Genomic DNA, 26,135 nt, shown 5'->3' on the forward strand with positions numbered 1-26,135 from the left:
CTCCTGGGGGTGGGTCGGGGCGGGTTCGCTCGTCAGAGCGCGGTGGGCCGAAGGTGGATGGGGGCGAGCAGTTCGGTCACCACGGCGACGAGCGCCGAGCGGATCTCGTCGACCGGCAACGGATCGCGCGACCAGGTTTCCGACGCGACGAGCATGTACGCGGCGCCTCCGAGCGCCACGCCGAATCGCACCTTGTCGACGGCGGTGGCCATGTCACCGCTCAGGGACTCGGCGAGCTCGACGATGAGCGAATTCGCCCTGTGGATCACCGGGATGCCCTGCAACGATTGACCCTGATTGATGAACATGTGCACGGAGAGCCGGTTCTCCAGCAGGAAATCGACGAACTGCGCCACGAACTCGCCCTGCGAGGAGGGCGTCGCCCCTCGTCGCGCGAAGTCGTTCAAAATACCGGTCAGCGTCTCGATCGCGGGGCTGAGCGCTGCCTCGAGCAGGGTCTCCTTCGCCGCGAAGTGGTACAGCACGGTCGACTTCGAATAGCCGGCTATGTCGGCGATCTGCGACAGCGAGGTGCCGGAGTACCCGACCGAGGCGAACTGCTCCAGCGCCACACCGAGTAGTTCATCGCGGGCCGAACTGCGGGACGCCACGGGGACGGGAGATGGAAGCACTGGTCGAGGATACCTGACCGATCGGTCAGAAACTGCACGATCGGTCAGGGATGCACGCAATTCCGGACACGACCGCTCATGCGGAGGCGAGCGGCACTCGACGGACTCGTCCGGTAGCGTTGCATTTTCGAGGGAGATTCATGCGCAAATACATTCTGAACGGCAGCATCCTGAGCGCACTGTTCGGTGCCTGGAGCACGATCAAGGTCACCCGCGAGGGACCGCACGACTGGCGTCTCGTGCTCATGTGGGTCAGCTGGGCGATCACCATGGTCATCGCCATCGGCGCCGTGCACGACGACTCCAAGGAACTCGACCGGCGATGAACCCGGAGGACCGCTTCGCCGGGTTTTCCGCACTCGTCGAGCGATTGTTCTTCGTCGGCTTCAGCGCGGTCGCGTTCCTCGCGCTCGTCGTCGTCGTCGGCCTCCTCGTCCGCTTCCTGCTGGTCGCGACGAAGGCTGCCGAGATCTACGTGAGGCAGAACTCGGCCGCGCCGGGCGCACGTCCCAGTTCGCCGGGCGCTTCCGCGTCCACGGCTGGCCCGTCGACCACGGTGCCCGGTGCGCCGCCGACGCGACCGTACCCGCGCTCGACCGCGGGTACGGACTCGCACGAAGGCGCGACGACGAGCACCGCGTCCCCCGTCGATCCGCGCCAGTCCTAGCGGTTCTGCACGGGCGCTACCGGTTCTGCGCCGGTGCGCGCCCTCCGCGCATGCCCAGGTCGGAGTCGCGCAGACCTCAGCGCTCTCCGGTCTTCGGCCAGCTGTCCGGACCGACGGACCCTGCCGGGTAGGTGTCGAGCGGCACGCGGTCGGCACGCCAGGCTTCGAGCACCGGATCGACGATGCGCCAGCACGCCTCGGCGGTGTCGCCCCGCACCGACAGCGTGGGGTCACCGAGGACGATGGACTGCAGGACCTCGCCGTAAGCCGACAGGTTGCCGGGCTGGAACTCCACGTCGAGCTGCACCCGATCGATGGTGTCGGGGTCGCCCGGCCCGTTCACATTGATCTCGAGCGCCATCTCGTCGGGCGCGAGCAGGATGCGCAGACGGTCCGGCGCCACCGTGCCGACCAGCCCCTCCGGGATGTGCTGCGCGGGCTTGAACGTCACGATGATCTCGCGTCGCCGCTCGGCGAGCGCCTTCCCCGATCGCAGGGTGAAGGGAACGCCCGACCAGCGCCAGTTCTGAATCTCCACGACCAGTTCCGCGAGCGTCTCGGTTCCCCGCGACGGGTCGACGCCGTCCTCGTCGGCGTAGGCGGGCAGTGTTCGACCGTCCACCTCACCCGCCGTGTAACGGGCACGGCGGCTCGCCGCGACCGGATCGCCGCCCCAGGGTTGCGTCGCGCGGATCACGATGCCCTTCGCATCCCGCAGGTCGCGGGTCGACAGCGTCGACGGCGCCTCCATCGCGAACACGGCGAGCACCTGCAGGAGATGGCTCTGGATCATGTCCGCGAGCGCGCCCGCGCGGTCGTAGTACCGCGCGCGATTCTCCAACCCGAGTTGCTCGTCGTACACGATCTCCACGCTCTCCACGTGCTCGTTGTTCAGCAGCGGCTCGAAGATCCGGTTGGCGAATCGCACGCCGAGCAGGTTCAGCACGGTCGATCGGCCGAGGAAGTGATCCACGCGGTGGGTCCGCTCCTCGGGCACGATCTTCGACAGCAGCTCGTTCAGCGCCCGTGCGCTCGTCTCGTCCTCGCCGAAGGGCTTCTCCAGGGCGAGGGAGGTGCCCTCGGGCAGATCGAGGCGGGTCAGCGCGTGGCACGTGCTCAGGCTGATGGCGGGCGGGAGCGCGAAGTAGATGGCCGGCGCGGTGGTGCACGCCTCGAGCAAACGCGACATGTCTTCCGGTGTCGTCACGTCGGCCTGCAGGTACTTCGACGCGGCGATCGCGCGGTCGATCCGCTCGCCGGAGACACCATGCGCCGTGAGTGCGGTGGTCACCGTGGTGCGCCACTGTTCGGCGCTGAGGTCCTCGATACCGGCTCCGAGCAGCTGCAGGTCGAGCTCCGGATCGGCCGCGATCACCTGACCCAGGCCGGGGATCAGCAGCCGCGACGCGAGGTCGCCGCTCGCGCCGAGGATGAGAAGGGTCGCGGAGCGTGTAGTCATGCTCCCCACGGTAGACCGTGGAAGTATGGCTGGCATGGCCATGCGCATCGAGGACTACGCCCTGCTCAGCGACTGTCACACGGCGGCCCTCGTCGGCAGGAACGGCAGCATCGACTGGCTCTGCCTCCCCCGTTACGACTCCTCGTCCACCTTCGGCGCGCTCCTCGGCACCAGCGATTCCGGACGCTGGCTGCTCGCCCCGGTCGGCGAGGCGACGCTCACCCGACGGTCCTACCTCGGTCATACCTTCGTGCTGTGGTCGACCTGGACGACCCCCACCGGCGAGGTCGAGGTGACCGAGTTCATGGGTCAGGGCAACCGCCGGGCCGACGTGGTGCGCCGGGTGCGCGGCATCCGCGGCACCGTCACGATGGGACAGGAACTGCGTGTGCGCTTCGGCTACGCGAGCGCGTTGCCGTGGATCCGCCAGGTGCGCGAGGGCGACGATCCCCGCCTCATCGCCGTGGCCGGCCCCGATTCGATCGTGCTGCGCGGCCCCCGGCTCACGGCGTCCGACCATGCGCACACCGGGGAGTTCACCGTGTCGGCGGGAGAGACGGTGGACATCGTCTTGACCTGGTACCCGTCCCACCGGGACGCACCCGAGCCCATGGACGTGGATGCCGCACTGGAGTCGACCACCGCGTGGTGGGAGAACTGGGCGTCGACGGTCGACTACTCGGGTCCGCACTACGACCGGGTGCTGCGCTCGCTGCTGATTCTCCGCGCGTTGACGCACGAGGATACCGGCGGCATCGTGGCGGCCGCGACCACGTCGCTGCCGGAGGAGTTCGGCGGAACCCGCAACTGGGACTATCGCTTCGTGTGGCTTCGAGACGCCTCGCTCACGCTCGAGGTGCTGCTCGATCACGGATTCGCCGACGAGGCTCTCAATTGGCGGGACTGGCTGCTGCGCGCGATCGCGGGCGACCCCGGTGACGTGCAGATCATGTACGGGCTGAGCGGCGAGCGCTACCTCCCCGAGCGCGAGATCACCACCCTCCCGGGCTACGAGAACTCGCTTCCGGTGCGGGTGGGCAATGCGGCGGTCAGCCAGTATCAGGCCGACGTCATCGGCGAGGTGATGGTGGCCCTGCAGAAGGCGCGCGACATGGGAGTCACCGAGGACGAGTACAGCTGGGGCCTGCAACGGTCACTGCTCACCTTCATCCAGCAGAACTGGGAGCGCAAGGACCAGGGCATCTGGGAGATCCGGGGACCCGAACGCCACTTCACCCACTCCCGGGCGATGATCTGGGCGGCACTCGACAGCGGAATCCGCGCCGTGCAGCACCACGGCGCGAACGGACCGGTCGACGAGTGGATCGCGCTGCGCGACACGCTCCGCGACGAGATCGACGCGCACGGCATCGACCCCGAGCACGGAGGCTTCGTGCAGTACTACGGGGCCACCGGCACGGACGCGTCGTTGCTCACGCTTCCCCAGGTGGGATTCTGCGCGTACGACGATCCGCGCATGCTCGCCACCGTCGCCTACCTCGAGCGCACGCTGATGCGCGATGGTCTCCTGCTCCGCTACGACACCACCGACGGGGTCGACGGTCTGCCGCCGGGTGAGCACCCGTTCCTCGCCTGCTCGTTCTGGCTGGTGGAGCAGTACGCGCACACGGGCCGGGTGGACGAGGCGAACGCGCTCATGGACCGGCTCTGCTCCTTCGCGAGCGAGGTGGGACTCCTGTCCGAGGAGTACGACTCGGGGCTCGGGCGTCAGGCCGGGAACACGCCGCAGGCCCTGTCGCACCTCGCCCTCGTGCGGGCGGCGGACGCGCTCGCCCGAGTGGCCGCGGAAGACACCCCGGGCGAATCATTAGCAGAACTAATGAGGTAGCCTAACGGTCGTGACCGCGACCCCCGATCCCGACAGCGCGTCGGCCGACCACGACGACGCGTCGGCGCTGAGCCGGGAGCTGCGGGTGGCCGTGATGCGCGTGTCGCGGCGTCTTCGAGCCGAGCGCGCGAACGACGAGGTCAGCGACGCCCAATTCGCCGTGCTGGGCTTCCTCTTCCGAGACGGACCCCTGACCCCCGGCGCACTCAGCGAACTCGAGCGGGTGTCGCCCCCCTCCATGAACCGCACGGTGAACTGCCTCGCGGATGCGGGTCTCGTGACCCGCGAAGCCGCACCGTCCGATGGTCGCAAGGTGCTGGTGACGCTCACCGAGGCGGGTCGGAACACCGTCCTCGAGACGCGGCGCCGACGGAGCGCCTGGCTCTACGCGCGTCTCGCCGAGTTGTCGCCGGCGGACCGCTCGGTGCTGACGGATGCCGCGGTGCTGCTGCAGGGGATCGCGGACTCGTGAGCACGATGTTCCGGAGCCTCGGCACGGCGAACTACCGTCTGTGGTTCATCGGCGCGCTCGTATCCAACGTCGGCACCTGGATGCAGCGCACGGCGCAGGACTGGATCGTGCTGACGGAACTGACGAACTCCGATGCCGCGGCGGTCGGCATCGTCATGGCGCTGCAGTTCGGCCCGATGCTCGTTCTCTCCCCGCATGCCGGCCTGCTCGCCGATCGCTTCGACAAGCGGAGAATCCTCATGCTCACGCAGGGCGTGATGGGCGTGCTCGGCCTGGCGCTCGGTCTCATCGTGCTGACGGGCATGGCGCAGCTGTGGCACGTGTACGTCTTCGCGCTCCTGCTGGGCATCGCGTCGGCGCTCGACGCCCCGGCGCGGCAGTCGTTCGTCTCGGAGCTGGTCTCCGACGACAACCTCTCCAACGCGGTTGCCCTGAACTCGGCCTCGTTCAGCGCGGCGCGGATGATCGGCCCCGCCGTCGCCGGCGTGCTGATCGCCCTGATCGGTTCGGGGTGGGTGTTCCTCCTGAACGCGCTCAGCTTCCTCGCCGTCCTCATCTCCCTGCAGCGCATGCGGACGGAAACACTCCGACCCGTGACCCCGGCCTCGCGGAGTCGCGGACAGTTGAGGGAGGGCTTCCGCTACGTGGCCGGTCGGCCCGACATCGTGATCATCCTGGTGATCGTGTTCCTCGTGGGCACCTTCGGCTACAACTTCCCCATCTTCACGTCGACCATGGCCACCGTGGAGTTCGGCGCGGGCGCGGAGGCCTTCGGCCTGCTCTCGACCTTCCTCGCCTTCGGATCCGTGACGGGCGCACTGCTGTCGGCACGGCGCGACCGCCCCCGCATGCGCACGGTCTTCCTCGGAGCGGGATTCTTCGGCCTGGCCACGTTGCTCGCCGCGTTCGCGCCCTCCTACTGGCTGTTCGCCGCTGCGCTGACCGTGATCGGGGTGATGTCGCAGGTTCTGATGACCGCGGCGAACAGCATGGTGCAGCTCACCACGGATCCGGTCATGCGGGGCAGGGTCATGGCCCTCTACATGGCGATCTTCGTCGGCGGCACCCCGCTCGGCGCGCCGATCGTCGGCTGGGTGGCCAACGCCTTCGGACCCCGCTGGGCGCTCGGCGTCGGTGCGGCGTCGGGCATCCTCGCCGCCGTGCTCTCGCTGCTGTGGATGATCCGCTACCAGCACCTCCGGGTGCGCGTGGTGGTTCCGCGTCGGCACCGACCGAGACTGGCGTTCGCGCACGACGGGGATGCGGCCGGTCGCCGTGCGGCGGCTCAGAAGGCCGCCGACGAACTCCGGGACGCCGAGAACGTCACCCGCAGGACCTGATCATCCGCGGAGCCGTCACGTCGGAGCCGTTCGCTGCGGAACGCTAGACGCCCGAGCGGCCGAGGGCGGCGAGCGGCAGAATCCGATCCCACAGTTCATCGGGGATCGGGTGGTCGGCGAGCGCCACCGTCGCGTCGATGCGGGACGGCTCGGACATGCCCACGACCGTCGACGCGATTCGCCTGTCGCGGAGGGAGAACTGGAGAGCGGCGGCGGCCAGAGGCACGTCGTACTCGCGGCAGGCGTCCTGCATTCCCCGTACCCGGGCGAGCGTGTCATCGCTGGCGGGGGTGTACGCGTAGCTGCTGACCACGTCTGGACCCTTCACCAGCATGCCGCCCCCGAACGGTGCGGCATTGACGAAGGCCGCACCCGTCGCAACGACGTCGTCGATCAACGTCTCCGCGGACGAGTCGACGAGGGTGTACCGGTTGTGACTGAGCACGACGTCGACGGCACCGGTGGCGAGGTATCGGCGCTGCAGATCGGGCGATCCTCCAGCGACTCCGAGCGAGCCGATGACCCCCTCATCCCGGAGTGCGAGCAGCGCTTCCCAGGCACCCCCGGGTCCGACGGCCTCCTCGAAGGTGATCTTCTGAGGATCGTGCAGGTGGACCAGCGGCAGGACGTCGAGGCCCAGGCGTTCGAGGCTCTCCTCCACCGACGCGCGCACCCGGTCGCCCGAGAAGTCGTCGCTGCCCGGCTTCGGATCCACCTTGGTCGCGACGAGCACGCCCTCCGGCAGTCCGCCGTGCTCGGCGATCGCCCGGCCGATGCGCCGTTCGCTGTCGCCTCCGTGGCCGTACTCGTTCGCCGTATCGATGAAGGTGAACGGTCCGTCGAACACCCGACGGATCGTGGCGACCGCCGTGTCCTCACTCACGTCGTACCCGAAGAGTTCGGCGAAACCGCCGAGGGCACTCGTGCCGACGCAGACGGGTGACACCGAGAGGTTCGTTCGACCCAGGGTCCTGGACTCCATGGCTGCTCCTGTCATGTGGGCGATCGCCCGAGCGGTGAGGGGGGATGGCGTGGAACGCCTCATCCCACGTTAGCGAGACACCACTGTCGCCGGTCGAATCGGCAATACCGCATCCTGTCGGCGGGCGGTCCGACAACGAAACAACGCCCCGCCGGTATGGCGAGGCGCTGCTTCGTATGGTCGGAGGATCACCGAACTACTTCCGGAGACTCTTCTTCCGGCTCTTCTTCGCGTACTTGGCCACCTTGCGGCTCTGCTTCGTCACGTTCTTGAGCCCTCTCGCGCGTTCCTTCTCCCGCGCCTTCCGCTGGCGTGCGGCGCTTGGGGCTACTGCCTCGCGCGCCCGAGCGGAAGAGGTTGCGGGTGCGCTCCCGCGGGCGTCGGGGACGGTGTCGGACTCGCGTCCGATCACCACCCCGACCACATACGAGAGAAGCGCGACGAGCAGCAGAACCGCCGTCTTGCCTCTCCGTGCAGGGCGCATGCGTAGCCCTCCGGTCACCGTCGAGCGAACTGCTTAGAGCGCTCCGTTGCCGCGGGTGCGGTTGATGTCGCCATCGGTGTCGAGCTCGATCTCTTCCTTGCGGACGTCGGTCGAGACGGTCTCGTTCTCGGTGACGGTGTCCTTGTCGAGGCGCACGCGCTCGACCGGCACGGTCTCCTTCTCGACGACGGGACGCTCGGCGTGCAGCGTGACCTCGTGCTCCTCTTCCGTCAGGTCGCCGCCGCGGAGGGCGTCGCCCACGTTGGCGTCGGTGATCGGCTCACGCTCGAGGTGGACCTCTTCGTGGCTGACGGGCACGGTCTCCGTCACGTTCTCGGTGACGATGTACTTGCGGAGGCGCGCACGGCCGGTCTCGGTGCTGCGGGTTCCGACGTTCACGCGCTCCTCGGAGCGGGTCATGGCGGAGTCCGTGTTCGGGCCCGAGGTGTCGTGCCCGGCGCCGCGGCTCGTGTCCACGTCGGTGGTGTCGAAGTTGCCGCCCGTGGTGGTGGTGTCGTAGCTACCGCCGGTGGTGATGCCGTAGTGGCGGTACAGCTCGTCCTGCTCGTTCTCGTCGAGCGCGCCGCCGCCGGTGTTGACGCGGGGGGCGTCCTTGACCTGGTCCTTGGTGTAGGGGACGACGACGTCGTTGCCCTGCACGGTGGCGTTGTCGAGCGGCACGAAGGACTCGGAGGTCCCGAACAGGCCGGTCGTAACGGAAACCCACGAGATCGCGCCGCTGGCGTCATCGACGTAGAACTGCTCCGCGGAGCCGATCTTGTCGCCGGAAGAGCTGACAACGTTTCCCTTGTTGTTGAGGATGTCGTTCAAGTTGTTTTGCGTGATAGCCATCGTTATTCTCCGGTCACGTTGTTGGGGGGTGGGTGGTGCGTATTTCAGATACAACGCAACCACTCCGCTGCCCGCTCGCCTACGTGGTTGACACCGGGTTGGCGTCATGGCAGGGTTCGCAGCCACGGAACGCCACCCGTGTCCCATGAACGGGGTACGTTGAAGAGCGGTTCCCCCCGATTGCCCAGCAAGGGATCCCCCCATCAACACCAAGGAGAAGTCATGAAGAACAAGCTTATTTTCGTTGTCGGCGCAGGCGTCGGTTACGTGCTCGGTGCGCGTGCCGGCCGTAAAAGCTACGACCAGATCGCGGCCAAGGCGAGCGCGCTGTGGAACGACGAGAAGGTGCAGAAGACGGTGAGCGACGTCGAGTCGTTCGTGAAGGACAAGGCGCCCGTCGTGCAGCAGAAGATCAGCGACAGCACCAAGGGCGCGGTCGGCAAGGTCACCGGCAAGAGCTCCTCCAGCACCGACACGTCGAGCTACTCCGCCTCCTCGTCCGTCTCTGACGACAACCTTTAAGCGGAGTCAGTCGTCGATAGGAGTCGGAAATGATTGATGCGAAGATTCCGGAGAAGAGCGCTCGGCAGTCGCTCGGCGGGCTCCTGAAGGAGCTTCCCGACCGCATCAGCCGGCTCGTTCGCAGCGAGATCCAGCTCGCGAAGCTCGAAGTCGTCACCAAGATGAAGGCAGCCGGGGTGGGCGCGGGCATGCTCGCGGCCGCCGCGTTCTTCGCGCTCGTCGCGTTCGCCGTGCTCGTGGCTGCGGCGATCATGGGCCTCGCCAACGTGGTGCCGGACTGGCTGGCGGCGATCATCGTCGCCGTCGTGTTCCTTCTGCTCGCCGTCGTGCTCGCACTGCTCGGCGTGAAGAAGCTGAAGAAGGGCATCCCGCCCGTGCCCGAGGACTCGCTCGACAGCATGAAGGCCGACGTACGCGCCGTTACAGGAAAGGACTAGCAATGGCGTCTCACGACTCATCACAGCCCGACACCGGAAAGCCGGATGCGGAACTGGGCATGAGCCGACTGAAGCTCGAGGCTTCCGTCGCCCGGGAAGAGCTCGCGCAGACTCTCGATGCGATCGAAGACAAGCTCAACGTTCCCGCGAAGGCCAAGCAGGTGTGGCGGGGTGTGAAGCACCAGTACCGGGAGGACCCCGGCCCCGTGCTCGCAACCGCGGGTGTCACGGCCGCCGCGCTCGTCAGTGCGGTGGCATTCCTCGTGAGGATACGACGTGGCTGAGCGGGCATCGACACGGGAGGCAACGGCTCCGCACCCCGACGACAGTCGGAAGCCCGACTCCCCCGACGACGTCACCAAGCCGTCGTGGAAGTACGTGCTGCGGAAGACCGCTCGCGAGTTCGGCACCGATCAGTGCACGGACCTCGCTGCAGCGCTCACCTATTACGCGGTACTCGCGCTGTTCCCCGCCCTTCTCGCCATCGTCTCCCTGCTCGGCCTGTTCGGCCAGGCCGGTCAGACCACTGACCTGGTGCTCGACATCCTGGGCGGCTTCATCTCCCAGGAATCGCTCGAGGGCATCCGGGAGCCGCTGCAGAATCTGGTGCAGACCCCGGCAGCCGGTTTCGCTTTCGCCACCGGTATCATCGGTGCGCTCTGGTCCGCATCGGGATACGTGACGGCGTTCTCCCGGGCCATGAACCGCATGTACTCGATCGACGAGGGTCGACCGGCGTGGAAGCTGCGCCCGGTGATGTTCGCCATCACCATCGTGACCGTCGTCCTCATCGTGATCGCCGCGCTGCTCGTCGTGCTGAGCGGACCGATCGCCGAGTCGATCGGTGCGCAGATCGGACTGGGCGACACCGCACTGACCGTGTGGAACATCGCGAAGTGGCCGGTGGTGGGCCTGATCATGGTCCTGCTGATCGCGATCCTGTACTACTTCACTCCGAACATCAAGCAACCGAAGTTCAAGTGGATGAGTATCGGTGCCGCGCTCGCACTCGTGCTGTGGCTGATCGTCTCGTTCGCCTTCGCGTTCTACGTGGCGAACTTCTCGAGCTACAACGCGACGTACGGTTCGCTCGGCACGGTGATCGTCTTCCTGCTCTGGGTGTGGCTCACCAACATCGCGCTGCTGTTCGGTGCGGAGTTCGACGCCGAGTTGGAGCGCGGACGCGAGCTGCAGGCCGGCATCGCGGCTGAGGAGACCATCCAGCTGCCGCCGCGCGACACCGCGAAGAGCGACAAGCTCGCGGAGAAGAAGGCGGAGGACGTGCTCATGGGCCGGAAGCTTCGCCTCACCCGCGGACGGTCCAAGGAATAGCGTCGGGGCTGTCCCTCATTCTGGGGGGCAGTTCCGGGTCCCCCAAATGGCGGACATCCGCTATCGTTGTATCAGGCGAAAGGTTCCCTAGGACCTCCGCCCGAGTGGGAACCATCCCCCCTGAATCCCACTGACAACCGAATAGTACAACGGAATAACACCAGCGCCCGGTCGACCCGAATGACCGTCCGCGACTCGAAAGACCCAGCGTCGCCACCCCCCTGAAGGCGCTGGGTCTTTCTTCGTGCGCTGGGTCACCTGTCGACGTTGCGCACCTCCCCGTCGCGCTCCTTTCCCGGCGCGCTCCTTCCCCGCGCTTCGGGCGGAACCGCACCGCTCCCCAGGGCCCGTACGGAAGCGTCCTAGTATTGTCCTCACATCCCGCGAGGTCGTGCCTCGCATCGATCCGGAGGGGTCCATGGCGCAGAACGTGCAGGACCTCCCCCGGGAGCTGTTCAGCGGAATCGATCGGTCCGGTTCGGTGCCGCTGTACTCGCAGGTCGCGCAGCGATTGGAGCAGGCCATCGCCGACGGCACCCTGCCCGCCGGTTCCCGCCTCGAGAACGAGATCGCTCTCGGCGATCAGCTCGGACTCTCCCGGCCCACCATCCGGCGCGCTATCCAAGAACTCGTCGACAAAGGACTCCTGGTGCGCCGACGCGGCGTCGGCACGCAGGTGGTGCACGGTCCCGTCACCCGGGGCGTCGAGCTGACCAGCCTGTTCGAGGACCTGGCGAGCTCAGGCCGAACGCCACGAACGACGATCCTCGACGCCGATGTGAGACCGGCGGACGACGCCGAGGCGGACGCACTCGGTGTGACGGTCGGGAGCCCCGTGCTGCACCTACGCCGGCTCCGTTTCGCCGACGGGGTGCCGCTCGCGGTGCTCGACAATCTCCTGCCCGAGCCGTTCCTCGACCTGGACCGCGCGGAACTCGCCACCGACGGCCTGTACTCGCTCCTCCGCGCCCGCGGCGTGACCATGCGCGTCGCGAAGCAGCGCATCGGCGCTCGTGCCGCGACACCGAGGGAGAGCGAGTTGCTCGACCTCCCGCCGGGTGCCGCCCTGCTCACGTTGGCGCGCACCGCCTTCGACGACTCAGGGCGAGCGATCGAGTTCGGCCAGCACTGCTACCGACCCGACCTCTATTCGTTCGAGGTGACAGTCGTCGACCGGTGACCGGTGACCGGTGCACGGTGCACGGTGACCGGTGACCGCCGGAGCAACCGTTCGGTCGCGCGTGGCGGACCTCAGCCGTAGAAGTCGGGCCGGGTGCCGATGTCCAGTGCCACCCTGCCCTCGGTGCGGAGCGCGGCCACCCCGGCGGCGCACGCCTCCGCCACGCGGTACCCGTCCCACGCGTTCGGGCCGTCGACGAATCGGCCGTCGCGTGCGGCGTCGACCCAGCGTTGCACTTGCTCGTCGTAGGCATCCGCGAACCGCGTGGTGAAGTCGCCGAACTGCGGCCGGCTGACGCGACCCTCGCTCCACCGCTGCATTCCCGACGGCTGTCCGATCCGGGCGAGACCCTTCTCGAACACCGCCTCCGTGGCGACCTGGTAACCGAACTGGGCGCTCGCGTTCATCTCCACATCCACGAGCACGCCGTTCGCCAGATCCATCAGCACGAGGATCGGCTCACGGAGACGCTCGGGCGCGAACGAGTTGCGCCGCCCGTATCGCACCTGCACCGAGCGGATGTCGGCTCCGGCGAGCCACGGCACCACGTCGAACTCGTGCACCACGGAGTCGGTGATGAGCATCTCCTGCGTGTAGCCGTCGGGCACGCCCGGGTTGCGGTGCGCGCAGCGCAGCATGAGCAGATCGCCCAGGTCCCGCGACCGGATGAGGGCCCGCAGCTCCTGGTACTCCGCGTCGAAGCGGCGCATGAACCCCACCTGGATACGCGGACGGTCGAGGGTCTGTTCGAGGTCGAGGATGCGTCGCGCCGACTCCGGATCGGGCGTGAGGGGTTTCTCGCACAGGATCGGCACCCCCGCACGCAGAGCCGGCACGAGCACGCGTTCGTGGAATTGACCGGGAGTGGCGATGAGCATGGCGTCGGCGACGTCGGCGGAAAGGGCATGCTCGATCGTCGGATAGGACACGGCCCCGGGGGCGAGCTGCTGTGCCGCGGCCGCACGGCCCTCTTCGGGTTCCACGATCGCCGAGACGACCGCGCCGCTCACCCGCTCGGTGATGCGCCGAATGTGGTCGGCACCCATCCGGCCGGCTCCGACGACGGCTATCCGCAGGTCGCTCAGCACCATCAGGAGATGCGCGCTGCCGCGGTGGTGGTGAAGATGTGCTCCCTGGTGCGGGTGGCGATCGGCAGTGGCCGGTCGATGGCGCAGCCGTACATGTCCTGCTCGATGATCCCGAAGATGTCGGGGTCGAGCGATGCCACGCGCTCGATGATCGGAGCGAATTCGGGGATCCCGAGCGGCGGCTCGATCATGATCTCCTGCGCCACGGCCTCGGCGAACGGTACGTCGTTCTTCAGCACGTCGAAGAGCAGGTCGGGATCCACCTGCTTGAGGTGCAGATAGCCGATGCGGGTGGGGTGGGCGTCGATCAACCGCAGGCTGTCGCCTCCGTAGTATGCGAAATGCCCCGTGTCGAGGCACAGGTTGGTGTACGCCTCGTCGGTCTCCTCGAGGAAGCGCTCCACCTCGCGGTAGGTACCGATGTGACTGTCGGCGTGCGGGTGGAACTGCTGCTTCATGCCGAACTCGTCGAGCAGCGCCTTGCCGAGCCGGTCGTGACCGGCGGCGAGTGTTGTCCATCCCGCGGCGTCGAGCGTGCGCGACTCGAGAACCTCGTTGGTCGCGTCACTGCGCCACAGGTCGGGGATGACGACGAGATGCTCGGCGCCCAGGGCGGCGGCCAGACCGGCCACCGCGAGCGCCTGATCCCATGCCCGAGCCCACTGGTCCTCGCCCTTGTGGAAGCCGGTGAACACCGTGCCGGCCGACAACCGGAGGCCCCGGCTCCCGAGTTCGTCGGCGAGCCGGTTCGGATCGGTGGGGAGGTAGCCGTAGGGGCCGAGCTCGATCCAGGTGTACCCGGCGGCCACCACCTCGTCGAGGAAGCGGTCCCACGCGATCTGCGCGGGATCGTCGGGGAACCACACGCCCCAGGAGTCGGGGGCGGTGCCGATGCGGATCGCCCTGCCGGTCACGCGTCGCCTCTTCCCCGGTCCGGGGCCGGTGATCCGAGCAGGGGCTTCTGCGCGGCCTTGGCGGTGGTGTAGTCGTCGTACGCCGCGCGTGTGCTGTCGAGCTGGGACTCCGGCGCGACGGGCACGTCCCACCAGCCCTCGCCGTCGGGCGAGTACACCAGTGGGTCGCTGGTGATGTGGATGAGCGTGCTGTGCTGGGCGTCCTTCGCAACCGCCATCGCCGCGCGCAGATCGTCGATGGCGACCGGACCCGGGGCGATCTCGATCACGTCGATGCCGTAGCTGCGCGCATTGGCAGCAAGGTCCACGGGCAGCACCCGGTCGTTGTCGAATGTGCCGCTCCCCTCGTCGAGGAATCGATAGCGCGTTCCGTATCGATCGGTGCCCACCGTCTCGGAGAGGTGGCCGATCGACGCGAACCCGTGGTTCTGAATGAGCACGACGATGATCTTCAGGTTCTCCGCGACCGCGGTGACGAGTTCGGTGTGCAGCATGAGGTAGGAGCCGTCGCCCACCATCACGATCACATCCCTGTCCGGAGCGGCCCGGCGCACCCCGAGCCCTCCGGCGATCTCGTACCCCATGCAGGAGAAGGCGTACTCGACGTGATAGCCGAGACTGTCGCGCACGCGCCAGAGCTTGTGCAGATCACCCGGCAACGATCCGGCGGCCTGCACCACCACATCCCGCGGCGAGCTGGCCCCCTGCACCGCGCCGATGATCTCGGCCTGCCCCGGAAGGTTGTGACCGGTCGGCACGAAGGCCGCATCCACCACCGCATCCCACTCCGCCTTCTCCCTGCGGATGCGCGCGGTGTAGTTGCTGCTCACCCGGAAGCGGGCGAGGTCGACGGTGAGCGCGTCGAGCGCTTCTCGGGCGTCGGCGATCACCGGCAGCTGCGTACCGTGCTTGTAGGCGTCGAAGGCCGCGACGTTGATGTTCACGAACACCACGTCGGGGTTCTGGAACGCGGTGCGGCTCGCGGTGGTGAAGTCGCTGTAGCGGGTGCCGATGCCGATCACGACGTCGGCCTCGCGCGCGAGGCGGTTGGCGGCGGTCGTACCGGTGGCGCCGACCCCGCCGAGGTACTGCGGCGCATCCCAGGTCATCGACCCGCCGCCGGCCTGCGAGGTGGCCACGGGGATACCGGTCGCCTCCGCGAACGCGCGCAGCGAGTCCTCGGCCGCCGAGTAGAGCACGCCGCCACCCGCCACGATCAACGGGGCCTTGGCGGTGCGGATGGCGGACACGGCACGCGCCAGGGCCGCCCCCTCCGGTAGCGGCCGTCGCAGATGCCATTCCCGGTCCTGCAGGAACGCGAGGGGCACGTCGAGCACTTCGGCCTGCACGTCTTCGGGGAGGGCGATCGTCACCGCGCCCGTCTCCACCGGATCGGTCAACACCCGCAGTGCGGACAGCGCGATCGAGTAGAGCTGCTCGGGTCGCTGCACGCGGTCGAAGAAGCGCGAAAGAGGACGGAACGCGTCGTTGACGGTGATGCCGATATCGTGCGGGAGTTCGAGCTGCTGCAGCACCGGGTCCGCCACGCGCGTGGCGAAGGTGTCGCTCGGCAGGAGGAGTGCGGGGAGGCGGTTGGCGGTCGCGAGCGCGGCTCCGGTGAGCATGTTGGCCGCCCCGGGGCCGACGGATGCGGCGCTGGCATAAGTGGCGCGGCGGCGGTGCATGCGCGCGTAGCCGACGGCCTGGTGCACCATGGCCTGTTCGTTGCGGGCCTGGTAGTACGGCATGAGGCCCGGTTCGAGCACGTTGGCCTGCTTGAGGGCCTGACCGATGCCGGCGACGTTGCCGTGGCCGAAGATGCCGAACATTCCGGGAATGGTGCGCTGACGGATGTCGCCGTCCACAGTCCACTGGTGGCCGAGAAACTCGACGAGCGCCTGGCTCACCGTCATCCGCTTCGTTGCCATGGCTATCGTTCCTTCGGGGTCGCGGTGTACGGGAGGCGGGGATCCATGGCCTGGTGCTCCCAGCCGGCGCGCACCCAGGCGTGCGCCGGATCGTCCTGGATGAGCCAGGTCCGTTCCGGGTCCGGTCCCGCCATCACGTTCAGGTAGTACAGGTCGTAGTCGGGTGCCGCTGCGGCAGGTCCGTGATATCCGTAGGGCACGAGGGCGATGTCGCCCGTCCGCACCCTCGCGTCGATGTCGATGACGCCCGCGGGCGAGGAGTAGGTGCTGAACATGCCGAACGGATCGGCGTCCCCCGGTGCGGTCGAGCCCCGGGCGGTGTCCGACTCGAAGTAGTAGATCTCCTCGAGGCGGGACTCGCGCCCGGGCACGTGCTCGTCGTGCTTGTGCGCCGGATAGGACGACCAGTTGCCGGCCGGGGTGAGAACCTCGCAGACGAGAATCGTCGCCGCGTCGAGCGTGTCCGGCGTGCCGAAGTTGTGCACCTGCCGGCTGGAACGACCGGCGCCGCGAAGTTCGACCGGCACCTCGTTCCGGGCGATGTAGCGGTCGGGATGCCGTGTCGCCGTGACTGCCTCCGCCACGGCGACGCGCGCTGCGCCGTCGGCGCTCCTCTTCAGCGTCGCGGACGTACCGGCGCCCAGATAGAGCACGTCGGTCGGGCCGTCGAAGACGGAGACGCGGCCGTGCAGGCGCGTTGTGGTCACCGATACGGAGGACCCGGGCGTTCCGGGAGCCACCCAGTCGACGTCGATCGATCCCGTGAGCGGCACCACCACGCGCTCGACATCCCCCGCGGGAAGCTCGATCGCGGCTCCCCCGAGTTCCCCGACCCGGAGACCCGTGTGCGCCCAGCCCGGGAGGGCGTCGTCCACCACGGATTCCCACCCGTCCCGAGCGAGGGCCCCTCGAGGATGGAACCAGGTCCCGCTGTGCTGCACGGCGCCCCCTCAGTCGTTCTCGGGGAAACCGAGGTTGATTCCGCCGTGGCTCGGGTCGAGCCACCTCGACGTGATCACCTTCTCCTGGGTGAAGAAGCGCACCCCCTCCGCGCCGTGCGCGCGCGAGTCGCCGAACAGCGAGTCCTTCCAGCCGCCGAAGGAGAAGGTGGCGGTGGGCACGGGGATCGGCACGTTGACGCCGATCATGCCCACCTGGATCTCGTTCTGGAAGCGCCGGGCGGCACCGCCGTCGTTCGTGAAGATGGCGGTGCCGTTGCCGAACGGCACCGCATTGATCACGGCGACGCCGGCGTCGTAGCTCGGTACCCGCACGATCGACAGGACCGGGCCGAAGATCTCCTCGGTGTAGGCGCGCGAGGTGGTGGGCACGTTGTCGAGCAGGGTCGGTCCGAGCCAGAAGCCGCGAGGGTCCCCGTCGACCTGGATGCCTCGCCCGTCGACCGCGATGGTCGCGCCGTCCCGCTCGGCGATGTCGATGTATCCGGCGACGCGGTCCCGGTGCTGCTCGGTGACGAGGGGGCCCATGTCGCACGATCGGCGACCGTCGCCCACGCGGAGGCCGCGCATCCGGTCGCTGATCTTCGCGACCAGGGCGTCGGCCACGGGCTCGACCGCGACGATCACGCTGATGGCCATGCACCGCTCCCCCGCCGAGCCGAATCCCGCATTGACGGCGCTGTCGGCCACCAGGTCGAGGTCGGCGTCGGGCAGGACGAGCATGTGATTTTTGGCCCCGCCGAGGGCCTGCACGCGCTTGCCGTGCGCCGTGCCGGTCTCGTACACGTGACGCGCGACCGGCGTCGACCCCACGAAGGAGATCGCCCGCACGTCGGGTGAGGTGAGGAGACCGTCGACCGCCTCCCTGTCGCCCTGCAGCACCGTGAACACCCCGTCGGGGAGCCCCGCTTCCCTCCACAGCTTCGCGAGCCAGATCGCTGCGGACGGATCCTTCTCACTCGGCTTGAGGATGACGGTGTTGCCTGCGGCGATCGCGATGGGGAAGAACCACGCAGGCACCATCGCCGGGAAGTTGAACGGGCTGATGATCGCCACCGCGCCGAGCGGCTGTCGGGCCGAGTAGACGTCGATGCCCGTGGAGACCTGCTCGGAGTACTCGCCCTTGAGGTGGTGTGCGAGTCCGGTGGCGAACTCGACCACCTCCTGGCCACGGGTGATCTCGCCGAGGGCGTCGGAGAGAACCTTGCCGTGCTCCTCGGTGATGATCTCGGCGAGTTCGCCCTTGCGGGCGTTGAGGAGCTCACGGAACGCGAAGAGCACCGACTGGCGCTTCGCGAGCGAGAGGTCCCGCCAAGCGGGGAACGCCGCGTTCGCCGAGGCGATGGCCCGCTCGAGCTCGGCGGCGTCGGCGAGACCGACCTCCTTGGTGGCGATGCCCAGGGCCGGATCGTAGACCGGCGCGGTGCGGCCGCTCGCGGACGGAACCTCCGCTCCGTCGATCCAGTGCGGCACGACCGGCAGGGTGGGGGCGCTCATGACAGGTCCTTCGATTCGATACGGGATGGCGATTCGATGCGGGATGGCGACACGGCATCGGATGGCGGCTCGGTGCGGGGTGACGGCTCGGCGCCGGATGGCGATCCGGCGACGGGATCGTGCACCAGCCCGGCGGCGATGTCGACGGCGGCCGCCACGTTCCCGTCGGGCGGGTAGAGGAGCGTCCGTCCCACCACCAGGCCGCGTACACCGGGGAGGGCCAGGGCTCGCTGCCACCTGCCGTAGGTTTCGTCCGGGGCGCGCTGCGGGTCGCCGCCGAGCAGCAGCGTGGGCAGAGTGGTGGCGGCCAGCACGCGCTCCATCTCCGCCACGACGGGGACCTTGAGCCAGGTGTACGCCGAGCTGGAGCCGACGCCGGAGGCGATGGCGACGGCGGTGATCACGGCCTCCGTGCTCAGCTCGTTGACCACGGCACCGTCGCGCCACTCGCTGAGGAAGGGCTCGAGCATGATCGGCACGCGGGCCGCTGCCGCGGCACTCACCGCGCGCGCCGTGGCCTCGAGGGTGCCGACGGTGGCGGAATCGGCGCGGTTGATCCGGAGCAGCGTCTTGGCGACATCGAGGCGATCACGCACGATCCCCTCGATGTCGTAGGCGGTGAAGCGGTCATCCATCTCGAAGACCGAGCCGTGCAGGCCGCCACGGTTCAGCGACCCGACCACCACCTTGTCGTCGAGCAGGCCGAGGGTGGCGAGGTCGTCGATGACGTCGGGAGTGCCGAGCACGCCGTCCACCCCGGGGCGCGACAGGGCGAGGGCGAGCCGGGAGAGGAGGTCGTACCGGTCGGCCATCGCCATCGGATCGCCGCCCGCGCCGAGCGCTCCCCGGGCCGGATGGTCGGCCGCGACGATGAACAGGCGCCCGTCGCCGCGGAGCAGAGGACGCCGGGTGCGACCGGCGAACGCGTCGGCGACCGCCGTGGGCTCGCCCGCGCGCACCGAGCGGATGCGGTCGAAGGCGGCTTCCGGCAGCATGCTGCCGTGCCTCTCAGCGGCCATGGGCAGTCGCCGAGAGCACGGCCTCGACCTCGTCCGTGGTGGGCATGGCGGTGGAGCACTCGCGGCGGGAGGCGACGATCGCACCGGCCACGTTGGCGAAGCGCAGCATCCGCTCGAGCCCCCAGCCCTCGAGGAGCCCGTGACAGAGGGCCCCGCCGAAGCCGTCCCCCGCGCCCAGGCCGTTCACGACGTTCACGGGGAACGGCGGCACCTCGACCGTCTCGTCGCGGGTTCTGGCGAGCACCCCCTTCGGTCCCTGCTTGACGATGGCGAGCTCCACCCCTCGCTCCAGAAGGGCGTCGGCTGCGCGGAGCGGGTCCGTCTCCCCCACCGCCACTTCGCACTCCTCGCGGTTGCCGACGGCCACCGTCACGTTCTCGAGTGCCGTCTCGACCTCCCGGCTGGCGAGCTCGGGGGACTCCCAGAACATGGGCCGGTAGTCGAGGTCGAGCACTGTGAACTCGCGACGCTGCCGTGCCTGCCAGGCTCGGGCATGGGCGGAACGGCTCGGCTCCTCGGAGAGTCCGGTGACCGTCGCCCAGAAGATGCGGGCGGCCGCGATGGCGTCGAGGTCGAGCGACTCCGGCGGGATCGCGAGGTCGGGTGCCTGCGGCTTGCGGTAGAAGTACAACGGGAAGTCGTCGGGCGGGAAGATCTCGCAGAAGGTGATCGGGGTGAGGAGTTCGGGGTCGGTTCCGACGAAGTCCGCACTCACGCCGAGCCGGGTCAGCTCCATGCGCACGAATCGGCCGAACGGATCATTCCCGGTGCGCGTGATCACGGCGGAGGCCCTGCCGTGGCGGGCTGCGGCGACGGCCACGTTCGTGGCACTGCCGCCCAGATACTTGCCGAAGGTCTCGACGTCTTCCAGCCGCACACCGTCCTGCAGGGGATAGAGGTCGACGCCGACGCGTCCCATCGTCAGCACATCGAGGGCGTAGGAGGCAGCGGTCATGCGGCGGAATGCACCTTTCTGCGAGACGACGTCGGCGGCACCTGCGCATCATCGTACACACATGTACTAACAAAGTCTCCGGTGCGACTGGGTGCGCTTCGACGGGCCCCTCAGCGCGCGGCGTCGACCGCCCTTGGGCACGCCGCATCGGCCGATCCACGATTCGCCGTGTCGCCGGGTTACCGCATCGACCGGTGCATCGGCTCACCGCTTCGGCCGGTGCGCGACGAATCCGGTGCTGTCACGGACGCCCGGCGCGTCGCCGACACGGGACACGCATGCTCGGCGGCGCCGAACGTCGCCGCGTCGGCTGCGAGAAGAGGGAAGAAGGGTGCACCCCCCCGGACTTGAACCGGGAACCCACTGATTAAGAGTCAGTTGCTCTGCCAATTGAGCTAGAGGTGCGCGCGGCCCGCGCGACTGCACGTGAACCGAGGCACAACATTAGCACCCGTGAAGCGCTCGCCGCCAATCGAGGCGGCGCACCGCGGAGCGGGGCACGGGCGGGAAAGTCGCGCGACCATGTGACACTGGGGATCGACCCCGTTTCCCGCCCGGAAGGACCGCCATGACCGACTCCGTCCGCCTCGAGCCCGGCACCGCCGCACCCGACTTCACCCTCAGCGACTCTTCCGGCGCGTCGGTGAGTCTGTCGGACTTCGCCGGCTCGAACGTGGTGCTGTACTTCTATCCCGCCGCGGGCACCCCGGGCTGCACTACGCAGGCCTGCGACTTCCGCGACAACCTGAACTCCCTGCAGTCCGCGGGATATGCGGTGCTCGGGATCTCGAAGGACAGCATCGACGACCTGGCGAAGTTCCGAGATGAGCAGGGGCTCACCTTCCCGCTCCTCTCCGACCTGAACCTCGATGTGCATCGGGCGTACGGCGCCTACGGCGAGAAGTCGCTCTACGGCAAGAAGGTCACGGGCGTTCTACGCTCGACTTTCGTGGTCGACGGCTCCGGCAGCGTGACACTGGCGCTGTACAACGTGAAGGCCACCGGCCACGTCGCGTCACTGCGCAAGAAGCTGGGTGTCGACGCCTAGTTCCGCGTCAGCCGTTGCGCAGTTCTCGCTGCACGCTCGGCGAGAGCAGAAGCCCGATCCCGAGCAGGGACGGGAGGAGCAGAGCCCAGCCGATGTCTGGATGTGACTCCGCGCCCTGGAACGAACCGACGGCCACCGCGATCTGCATGATCTGCCAGGTGAGAGCGGCGCCGCGGATCCACGACTGACGACGAAGCGCTCCGCGGGCGACGGCGACGAGGAACACCGCGGCGATGACGGCGAGGATGATCAGGCCCACCGCGCTCGCCACGGATCGCGGTGTCTCGGTGAGCAGCTCGAAGACGAGCCAACCCGCAATGGCGACCATGGCCGCGGCCTCGACGAGGAGCAGAGCAACCAGCGCGCGGAGCGCACCCGACCGACCAGAGTAGCGCCCCGAATCGCCCTCCGCGTTACCGCCGGATGAACGCCAGATTTCGCTCACAGGAATATCCCATACAAAACTATTGATCAATCGTTATGTCTATGCGACCATATTTGAGGTCGAGTTGATGCTTACAGGGTCGTGGGCACGTCTGGTTTATCAGCCTATCCGGCATTCCAGACAACGTGTGACCGACCACCACCCAGGCTATTCAGCCCATGTATGCAGCAACTAAAGGAGTCCCTCTATGGATTGGCGCGACAAAGCAGCCTGCCTGACAGTCGACCCGGAGCTATTTTTCCCCGTGGGGAACACCGGTCCCGCCGTCGACCAGATCGACAAGGCGAAGACCGTGTGCGGACGGTGCTCGGTCACCGAGATGTGCCTCCAGTACGCGCTCGAAACCGGCCAGGACTACGGCGTGTGGGGCGGACTGAGCGAGGACGAGCGCCGCGCGCTCAAGCGTCGCGCCGCTCGCGCCCGTCGCGCCAGCTGACACGTTCTCTTCTTCGCATCGGGGAGCCGGCCTACGCCGGTTCCCCGATCGTCGTTAACCGGCACGCACACCGGTGGTCCTGTCTCGAAGGCGCGTGGGGATCGGCCACGAACCGGTCCGGTCGGACTTTCTGGATTCGTCCGGAGAGCGCATCCGTCGACGGGTGGACTACGGCTTCTTGAGCCAGCGGAACGGCACGGCGATGGTGACCTCGGTGCCGCTGCCCATGAGCGTGTGCCAGTCGATGGTGCCACCCAGCTCTCCCTGGATGAGGGTGCGCACGATCTGCGTCCCGAGTCCGGTGCCGACCACGCCCTCCGGCATGCCCGTTCCGTTGTCCCGAACGCGCACCGTCAGCTCCTCGTCCGAGCGCCGCGCCTCGATCGAGACCTCGCCCTCGCGTCCCGCGAGTCCGTGCTCGACCGCGTTGGTGACGAGCTCCGTGAGAGCGAGCGCGAGCGGGGTCGCGTACTCGCTCGGGAGCACCCCGAAACTGCCCGACGACTTGGGGTGCACCTTCGTGTTGTGGGTCGACGCGACCTCGGCGATGAGCAGCAGCACGCGGTCGAACACCGCGTCGAAGTCCACGTTCTGGTTGAGTCCCTCGCTCAGGGTGTCGTGCACCACGGCGATGGCCGCCACCCGTCGCTGCGCTTGCTTGAGCGACTCGCGTGCTTCATCGCTGTGCGAGCGCCGGGCCTGAATGCGCAGCAGCGAGGCCACGGTCTGCAGGTTGTTCTTCACGCGGTGGTGAATCTCGCGGATCGTGGCATCCTTCGTGATGAGCTCGCGTTCCTGATGCCGCAACTCGGTCACGTCGCGGCAGAGCACGATGGCTCCCACCCGCTCGCCGCGACTGCGGATGGGGATCGCCCGCAGCGAGATGGTGACGCCGCGCGCCTCCACATCCGTGCGCCATGGCGCCCGGCCGGTGACCACGAGGGGCAGCGACTCGTCGATGGTCAGCTTGTTGTTGAGGAGGCCCGAGGTGACCTCGGCGAGGGACTCCCCCTCGAGTTCCTCGGTGAACCCCATACGGTTGAAGGCGCTCAGCGCGTTCGGGCTGGCGAACGTGGTGATGCCGTCGACGTCGAGGCGCAGGAGCCCGTCGGATGCGCGCGGCGCGCCGCGGCGCGGGCCGGTGCCGGCGCCGAGATCGGGGAAGTCGCCCTCGGCGATCATCTGGAACAGGTCGTTGGCGCACTCGTTGAAGGTGAGTTCCTGACGGCTCGGCGAGCGCGTCTCGCTGAGGTTCGTGTGCCGGGTGATGACCGCGATCGGCGTGGGCGTGACCGCGGCACTGCCCGGGTTCAACCGGCGGAGCACCGGGACGGCGCGCACCCTGGTGGGCGTTTCCTCGTACCAGGCGGGAGCGGAGGAATCGATGATCTCGCCGACCTCGAACGCGTCGGTGACCTGGTTCTTCCATTCGGCCTTGATCTCCTGGCCCACGAAGTCGCGGTAGAAGAGCGTTGCGGAGCTCGACGGGCGCGCATGGGCGACGGCGACGAAACTACCGCCGGGGGTCGGCACCCACAGCACGATATCGGCGAAGGCGAGGTCGGCCAAGAGTTGCCAGTCACCGACGAGGAGGTGCAACCACTGCACATCCGCCTCGGACGAACGACCCTGGGCGGAGATGAGGTCACTGAGCGTCGACACGACCCCTAGCCTAAACGGCGGGCGCTGTGCGGTCGGTCGGTCGGGGCGCGGGTGTGCTCGTTCTGCGGTCGGCGAGGCAACGGGTCGATGACGTGCCCCGCAGTCGAGTCGCGGTTCGCCGCACCGGAGTCGCGGTCCACCGCGCTCGAGTCGCGGTTCGCCGCGTTGGGCAGCGCTGCCGTCACCCCGGTGCGGTTCGACGGCGGGCGAACGGCATCCGTTGATGGCGTGCGCGGCGACGGGTGCGCAGCGTGGCCGGTGGCAGCACGTCCGCCCGGACAAATGCGGAGACGCTGCCCAGGGCGGGCGAGCGCGGCGCCACGTCGCGGAGGATCGACCCCGACAGCAGCGCGGCGTCCGTGGCAGCCGGGTCGTCGGGCACGAGCACCGGATCGTGGATGCCGCCGAACCTCGAGAGCGTCTGCGTCACCTGACCGCCGGGGTTCAGTCCGATCACGCCGGCGCGTACTCGATTGATGAGCACGGACACCCTCTGACCGTCGAGCAGTTCGAGCAGGTCGACGTGAGCGCGCAGGAAGCGGGCGAGACCGATGGGATCGGCCGCGCCGACGGCCACGATGCGATCGGCCGCGCGCAGTGCGGCGTTCGTGGCGGCATTGCGCCGCGGTGCGAAGAGGTCGCTCGAGATCTCCTCATCGCTCTCCAGACTGAACCCCGTGTCGATGACCACATATTCCGCCCACTCGCGGCATGCCTCGATGGATTTCGTCACGCGGTCGGCGGACAGTTCGGGCCAGCGGCCGGGCCGCCCGATGCCGGTGAGCACCCAGAAGGCGCACGTGGTGGAGGAGTAGCGCTGGCCGATGCGCATCAGTTCCGCGCGGGTCAGTCTCCCCGCACCCGCGAGGCGGCAGGCCGCCGCGAACCCGGGGGCCTCGTCGCGCAGCCCGAGCGCGGGGGCGACCGCGCCGCCGTACGTGTCGGCGTCGGCGAGCACGACGGTGGCGCCGGTGGCCGCGATCTCGGCGGCGATGGTAATGGCGATCGTCGTGCGTCCGGGTGCGCCGGTCGGCCCCCAGACGGCGATCACCGTTCCCCGAGTGTGTCCCGCCACCGACTCTTTCTGGGCGCTCGTCTTCGACGTGGTGGCCGGTTCCAGCATGCCGTCCGACTCCGCCTCGGTCGTCGAATGATCTTCTCGCCGACCGGTCGCGGCTCCGGAACGGGTGACGCCGTCGCGCCCGACGGTCGCATCCGCATCCCTCGTCATGTCGCCGACGTCTCGGGCGGTGTCGCCGACGTCGAGCTCGGAGCGATGGAGCGCGCAGAACCACCGCCCGATGAGCCCCATCCTGTCCGAGCGCATGCGCGGTGATCGTGGGGGCGGTAGCGCGTCGGAGGGGTGGGGGTCGACCAGCGAGGCGGCGGAGCTCGCATCGGAAGGGGCACCGGGCGAAGAGATCGCGACCCCGGGCGCACGGGGAGCGGGCTCCATCATTCCGGACGCGTGATCGCCTGTAGATGGGGAGTCGCTCGTGAGCGGTTCGGCGGCGTGGGCGCCGCTCCCCCGCTGCCGGTGAGCGGCGCCACCGTCAACGGTGCCGAGATCGTGGCCGTTACTGCGACCGCCGTTCCCGCCCGCCGTTTCGGCTGCGCCGGGACCGACCCCGCCCGTCAGCGACCCGTCCCCGTAGGCGCTCACCACCCGCTCGATGTCGGTCCAGTGCACCGCCGCATCCAGCACCTCGTGCAGACCAACCGCTACGGCGTTCCGCCGATCGACGTCATCCGCGGCCAGGGCCACCATGCGAGCACCGCAGCGATCGCACTCGTCGAGCACCGCGCGGGTGAGGCACCGGTTCGCCGCCGACACGATCGCGAGTTCCACCCGCTTCGGCTCCAGGGCGGCGAGAATCTCGGCGGATCCGGTTACGCGAGCAACAATGGTGTGGCCGGCCGCGAGCACGTCGCCGAGGAGCCGGTCCTCGGTCGGCACATCGAGTGCGAGAAGCACG

The 26,135-nt window shown here is 68.6% G+C and carries 27 protein-coding genes and 1 tRNA gene; 12 read left to right on the forward strand and 16 right to left on the reverse strand.

Features of this window, described 5'->3' with window-relative positions:
- Positions 1 to 32: 32 nt before the first annotated feature.
- Complete coding sequence (locus EY822_RS02720) at positions 33 to 632, reverse strand: TetR/AcrR family transcriptional regulator (RefSeq protein WP_150306873.1); 600 nt, start codon at positions 630 to 632, stop codon at positions 33 to 35.
- Between the two features lie 140 nt (positions 633 to 772).
- Between EY822_RS02720 and EY822_RS02725 the strand changes: the two genes are divergently transcribed.
- Together EY822_RS02725 and EY822_RS02730 are read left to right on the forward strand one after the other, a co-directional pair.
- Positions 773 to 958 (forward strand): hypothetical protein, encoded by a 186-nt coding sequence (locus EY822_RS02725; protein WP_150306874.1) that lies wholly within the window; start codon positions 773 to 775, stop codon positions 956 to 958.
- Positions 955 to 1,299: a hypothetical protein gene (locus EY822_RS02730; protein ID WP_150306875.1), complete on the forward strand. Its 345-nt coding sequence runs from the start codon at positions 955 to 957 to the stop codon at positions 1,297 to 1,299. Before EY822_RS02725 ends, EY822_RS02730 begins: the two co-directional genes overlap by 4 nt.
- 76 nt (positions 1,300 to 1,375) lie before the next feature.
- On the opposite strand, the gene EY822_RS02735 is transcribed toward EY822_RS02730, so the two are convergent.
- Positions 1,376 to 2,758, reverse strand: coding sequence for a glucose-6-phosphate dehydrogenase (locus EY822_RS02735; RefSeq protein ID WP_150306876.1), 1,383 nt, complete (start codon positions 2,756 to 2,758; stop codon positions 1,376 to 1,378).
- Positions 2,759 to 2,792: 34 nt separating this feature from the next.
- On the opposite strand from EY822_RS02735, the gene EY822_RS02740 reads away from it, so the two are divergent.
- From EY822_RS02740 to EY822_RS02750, 3 genes are read left to right on the forward strand one after another with little or no spacing between them, the layout of a single operon-like run.
- The gene (locus tag EY822_RS02740; protein ID WP_150308724.1) at positions 2,793 to 4,607 is read left to right on the forward strand and encodes a glycoside hydrolase family 15 protein; all 1,815 of its coding nucleotides are present in this window, start codon (positions 2,793 to 2,795) and stop codon (positions 4,605 to 4,607) included.
- Positions 4,608 to 4,617: 10 nt separating this feature from the next.
- Positions 4,618 to 5,079 carry a MarR family winged helix-turn-helix transcriptional regulator gene (locus EY822_RS02745; protein ID WP_227496965.1) on the forward strand — a complete coding sequence of 154 codons (462 nt, stop codon included), beginning with the start codon at positions 4,618 to 4,620 and terminating at the stop codon, positions 5,077 to 5,079.
- The gene (locus EY822_RS02750) at positions 5,076 to 6,419 is read left to right on the forward strand and encodes an MFS transporter (RefSeq protein WP_150306877.1); all 1,344 of its coding nucleotides are present in this window, start codon (positions 5,076 to 5,078) and stop codon (positions 6,417 to 6,419) included. Before EY822_RS02745 ends, EY822_RS02750 begins: the two co-directional genes overlap by 4 nt.
- Positions 6,420 to 6,462: 43 nt before the next feature.
- Here EY822_RS02750 and EY822_RS02755 read toward each other — a convergent pair whose 3' ends face one another.
- From EY822_RS02755 to EY822_RS02765, 3 genes are all read right to left on the reverse strand, one after another.
- The gene (locus EY822_RS02755; protein ID WP_150306878.1) at positions 6,463 to 7,401 is read right to left on the reverse strand and encodes an aldo/keto reductase; all 939 of its coding nucleotides are present in this window, start codon (positions 7,399 to 7,401) and stop codon (positions 6,463 to 6,465) included.
- Positions 7,402 to 7,597: 196 nt separating this feature from the next.
- Complete coding sequence (locus EY822_RS02760) at positions 7,598 to 7,885, reverse strand: hypothetical protein (protein WP_150306879.1); 288 nt, start codon at positions 7,883 to 7,885, stop codon at positions 7,598 to 7,600.
- 33 nt (positions 7,886 to 7,918) lie between these two features.
- A complete protein-coding gene (locus tag EY822_RS02765) occupies positions 7,919 to 8,737 on the reverse strand; it encodes a PRC and DUF2382 domain-containing protein (RefSeq protein WP_150306880.1) in 819 nt (272 codons plus the stop codon).
- Positions 8,738 to 8,959: 222 nt separating this feature from the next.
- Between EY822_RS02765 and EY822_RS02770 the strand changes: the two genes are divergently transcribed.
- The 5 genes from EY822_RS02770 to EY822_RS02790 all read left to right on the forward strand — a co-directional run bounded on the left by EY822_RS02770 (position 8,960) and on the right by EY822_RS02790 (position 12,208).
- Positions 8,960 to 9,259 carry a hypothetical protein gene (locus tag EY822_RS02770; protein WP_150306881.1) on the forward strand — a complete coding sequence of 100 codons (300 nt, stop codon included), beginning with the start codon at positions 8,960 to 8,962 and terminating at the stop codon, positions 9,257 to 9,259.
- Positions 9,260 to 9,288: 29 nt separating this feature from the next.
- Positions 9,289 to 9,696, forward strand: coding sequence for a phage holin family protein (locus EY822_RS02775; RefSeq protein ID WP_150306882.1), 408 nt, complete (start codon positions 9,289 to 9,291; stop codon positions 9,694 to 9,696).
- Between the two features lie 2 nt (positions 9,697 to 9,698).
- Positions 9,699 to 9,980, forward strand: a complete 282-nt coding sequence (locus EY822_RS02780) for a DUF3618 domain-containing protein (RefSeq protein WP_227496966.1) — start codon at positions 9,699 to 9,701, stop codon at positions 9,978 to 9,980.
- Positions 9,973 to 11,028, forward strand: a complete 1,056-nt coding sequence (locus EY822_RS02785) for a YihY/virulence factor BrkB family protein (RefSeq protein WP_150306883.1) — start codon at positions 9,973 to 9,975, stop codon at positions 11,026 to 11,028. The genes EY822_RS02780 and EY822_RS02785 overlap by 8 nt, the downstream gene beginning before the upstream one ends.
- A gap of 418 nt (positions 11,029 to 11,446) precedes the next feature.
- A complete protein-coding gene (locus EY822_RS02790; RefSeq protein WP_150306884.1) occupies positions 11,447 to 12,208 on the forward strand; it encodes a GntR family transcriptional regulator in 762 nt (253 codons plus the stop codon).
- Between the two features lie 71 nt (positions 12,209 to 12,279).
- Here the strand turns inward: EY822_RS02790 and EY822_RS02795 are convergent, their stop codons facing one another.
- The 8 genes from EY822_RS02795 to EY822_RS02830 form a co-directional block, all read right to left on the reverse strand.
- On the reverse strand, positions 12,280 to 13,296 hold the full coding sequence (locus EY822_RS02795) for a Gfo/Idh/MocA family protein (protein ID WP_150308727.1): 1,017 nt from the start codon (positions 13,294 to 13,296) through the stop codon (positions 12,280 to 12,282).
- Between the two features lie 2 nt (positions 13,297 to 13,298).
- A complete protein-coding gene (locus EY822_RS02800) occupies positions 13,299 to 14,210 on the reverse strand; it encodes a sugar phosphate isomerase/epimerase family protein (protein WP_227496967.1) in 912 nt (303 codons plus the stop codon).
- The gene (gene iolD / locus EY822_RS02805) at positions 14,207 to 16,138 is read right to left on the reverse strand and encodes a 3D-(3,5/4)-trihydroxycyclohexane-1,2-dione acylhydrolase (decyclizing) (protein ID WP_150306885.1); all 1,932 of its coding nucleotides are present in this window, start codon (positions 16,136 to 16,138) and stop codon (positions 14,207 to 14,209) included. Before iolD ends, EY822_RS02800 begins: the two co-directional genes overlap by 4 nt.
- A gap of 2 nt (positions 16,139 to 16,140) precedes the next feature.
- Positions 16,141 to 17,079, reverse strand: coding sequence for a 5-deoxy-glucuronate isomerase (iolB, locus tag EY822_RS02810; RefSeq protein ID WP_150306886.1), 939 nt, complete (start codon positions 17,077 to 17,079; stop codon positions 16,141 to 16,143).
- A gap of 9 nt (positions 17,080 to 17,088) precedes the next feature.
- Positions 17,089 to 18,594, reverse strand: a complete 1,506-nt coding sequence (locus tag EY822_RS02815; RefSeq protein ID WP_150306887.1) for a CoA-acylating methylmalonate-semialdehyde dehydrogenase — start codon at positions 18,592 to 18,594, stop codon at positions 17,089 to 17,091.
- On the reverse strand, positions 18,591 to 19,613 hold the full coding sequence (locus EY822_RS02820; RefSeq protein WP_227496968.1) for a Cgl0159 family (beta/alpha)8-fold protein: 1,023 nt from the start codon (positions 19,611 to 19,613) through the stop codon (positions 18,591 to 18,593). Before EY822_RS02820 ends, EY822_RS02815 begins: the two co-directional genes overlap by 4 nt.
- Entirely contained in the window at positions 19,603 to 20,568 is a 966-nt protein-coding gene (iolC, locus tag EY822_RS02825; protein WP_150306888.1) for a 5-dehydro-2-deoxygluconokinase, read from the reverse strand. The genes EY822_RS02820 and iolC overlap by 11 nt, the downstream gene beginning before the upstream one ends.
- Positions 20,569 to 20,900: 332 nt before the next feature.
- Positions 20,901 to 20,973: transfer RNA gene (locus EY822_RS02830), tRNA-Lys, on the reverse strand.
- A gap of 163 nt (positions 20,974 to 21,136) precedes the next feature.
- On the opposite strand from EY822_RS02830, the gene bcp reads away from it, so the two are divergent.
- Positions 21,137 to 21,616 (forward strand): thioredoxin-dependent thiol peroxidase, encoded by a 480-nt coding sequence (bcp, locus tag EY822_RS02835; protein ID WP_150306889.1) that lies wholly within the window; start codon positions 21,137 to 21,139, stop codon positions 21,614 to 21,616.
- Positions 21,617 to 21,623: 7 nt separating this feature from the next.
- On the opposite strand, the gene EY822_RS02840 is transcribed toward bcp, so the two are convergent.
- A complete protein-coding gene (locus tag EY822_RS02840; RefSeq protein ID WP_227496969.1) occupies positions 21,624 to 22,061 on the reverse strand; it encodes a hypothetical protein in 438 nt (145 codons plus the stop codon).
- Between the two features lie 187 nt (positions 22,062 to 22,248).
- On the opposite strand from EY822_RS02840, the gene EY822_RS02845 reads away from it, so the two are divergent.
- Complete coding sequence (locus EY822_RS02845) at positions 22,249 to 22,497, forward strand: WhiB family transcriptional regulator (RefSeq protein ID WP_150306890.1); 249 nt, start codon at positions 22,249 to 22,251, stop codon at positions 22,495 to 22,497.
- Between the two features lie 168 nt (positions 22,498 to 22,665).
- Here EY822_RS02845 and EY822_RS02850 read toward each other — a convergent pair whose 3' ends face one another.
- Both EY822_RS02850 and EY822_RS02855 read right to left on the reverse strand, forming a co-directional pair.
- A complete protein-coding gene (locus EY822_RS02850) occupies positions 22,666 to 24,159 on the reverse strand; it encodes a sensor histidine kinase (protein ID WP_150306891.1) in 1,494 nt (497 codons plus the stop codon).
- 181 nt (positions 24,160 to 24,340) lie between these two features.
- Positions 24,341 to 26,134 carry an AAA family ATPase gene (locus tag EY822_RS02855; RefSeq protein ID WP_150306892.1) on the reverse strand — a complete coding sequence of 598 codons (1,794 nt, stop codon included), beginning with the start codon at positions 26,132 to 26,134 and terminating at the stop codon, positions 24,341 to 24,343.
- Position 26,135: the final 1 nt, after the last annotated feature.

The organism is Planctomonas psychrotolerans, assembly GCF_008642235.1.
Classification (GTDB): Bacteria; Actinomycetota; Actinomycetes; order Actinomycetales; family Microbacteriaceae; genus Planctomonas; species Planctomonas psychrotolerans.

Excerpts from the sequence above, each read along its gene's own strand:
- EY822_RS02725 (WP_150306874.1), top strand. The coding sequence starts at position 773 with ATGCGCAAATACATTCTGAACGGCAGCATCCTGAGCGCACTGTTCGGT.
- EY822_RS02730 (WP_150306875.1), top strand. The coding sequence starts at position 955 with ATGAACCCGGAGGACCGCTTCGCCGGGTTTTCCGCACTCGTCGAGCGA.
- EY822_RS02735 (WP_150306876.1), bottom strand. The coding sequence starts at position 2,758 with ATGACTACACGCTCCGCGACCCTTCTCATCCTCGGCGCGAGCGGCGAC.
- EY822_RS02740 (WP_150308724.1), top strand. The coding sequence starts at position 2,793 with ATGGCCATGCGCATCGAGGACTACGCCCTGCTCAGCGACTGTCACACG.
- EY822_RS02755 (WP_150306878.1), bottom strand. The coding sequence starts at position 7,401 with ATGGAGTCCAGGACCCTGGGTCGAACGAACCTCTCGGTGTCACCCGTC.
- EY822_RS02760 (WP_150306879.1), bottom strand. The coding sequence starts at position 7,885 with ATGCGCCCTGCACGGAGAGGCAAGACGGCGGTTCTGCTGCTCGTCGCG.
- EY822_RS02765 (WP_150306880.1), bottom strand. The coding sequence starts at position 8,737 with ATGGCTATCACGCAAAACAACTTGAACGACATCCTCAACAACAAGGGA.
- EY822_RS02770 (WP_150306881.1), top strand. The coding sequence starts at position 8,960 with ATGAAGAACAAGCTTATTTTCGTTGTCGGCGCAGGCGTCGGTTACGTG.
- EY822_RS02775 (WP_150306882.1), top strand. The coding sequence starts at position 9,289 with ATGATTGATGCGAAGATTCCGGAGAAGAGCGCTCGGCAGTCGCTCGGC.
- EY822_RS02780 (WP_227496966.1), top strand. The coding sequence starts at position 9,699 with ATGGCGTCTCACGACTCATCACAGCCCGACACCGGAAAGCCGGATGCG.
- EY822_RS02790 (WP_150306884.1), top strand. The coding sequence starts at position 11,447 with ATGGCGCAGAACGTGCAGGACCTCCCCCGGGAGCTGTTCAGCGGAATC.
- iolD (WP_150306885.1), bottom strand. The coding sequence starts at position 16,138 with ATGGCAACGAAGCGGATGACGGTGAGCCAGGCGCTCGTCGAGTTTCTC.
- EY822_RS02815 (WP_150306887.1), bottom strand. The coding sequence starts at position 18,594 with ATGAGCGCCCCCACCCTGCCGGTCGTGCCGCACTGGATCGACGGAGCG.
- EY822_RS02820 (WP_227496968.1), bottom strand. The coding sequence starts at position 19,613 with ATGGCCGCTGAGAGGCACGGCAGCATGCTGCCGGAAGCCGCCTTCGAC.
- iolC (WP_150306888.1), bottom strand. The coding sequence starts at position 20,568 with ATGACCGCTGCCTCCTACGCCCTCGATGTGCTGACGATGGGACGCGTC.
- bcp (WP_150306889.1), top strand. The coding sequence starts at position 21,137 with ATGACCGACTCCGTCCGCCTCGAGCCCGGCACCGCCGCACCCGACTTC.
- EY822_RS02845 (WP_150306890.1), top strand. The coding sequence starts at position 22,249 with ATGGATTGGCGCGACAAAGCAGCCTGCCTGACAGTCGACCCGGAGCTA.